We start from the raw sequence: 393 nt of genomic DNA, 5'->3' as shown, positions 1-393 counted from the left end.
GTCTCCGGCGATCTCAGTGAAATGGTGCCTTATCTGGGCGGCGACAAAATCCGCGTCCTTGCCGTCTTTTCAGAAAATCGTCTGCTGGGCCAGCTTGCCAATGTCCCTACCGCTAAAGAACAGGGCTACGACCTAGTGTGGCCGATTATTCGCGGCTTCTATGTCGGGCCCAAAGTCAGCGATGCCGATTACCAGTGGTGGGTGGATACCTTCAAGAAGCTCCAGCAAACCGACGAGTTTAAAAAGCAGCGCGATCTGCGCGGCCTGTTTGAGTTCGACATGACCGGCCAGCAGCTCGATGACTACGTGAAAAAACAGGTTACTGATTACCGTGAACAGGCGAAAGCCTTCGGACTCGCGAAATAATCGCGGAGGCAATGATGAGCGATCGTA

Annotated in this window: 1 pseudogene; it reads left to right on the top strand. The window is 53.7% G+C overall.

From position 1 onward, the window contains the following. A pseudogene (locus ACEWB7_RS18535) lies at nt 1-366 on the top strand (tripartite tricarboxylate transporter substrate binding protein); the annotation flags it as partial. Nucleotides 367-393 lie beyond the last annotated feature (27 nt).

The organism is Acinetobacter sp. NIOH-H-8 (assembly GCF_046635365.1).
In the GTDB taxonomy this organism is placed as follows: domain Bacteria; phylum Pseudomonadota; class Gammaproteobacteria; order Pseudomonadales; family Moraxellaceae; genus Acinetobacter.
Note: the sequence above shows the minus strand (reverse complement) of the source record. Positions and strands in the feature narration are given on the sequence as shown.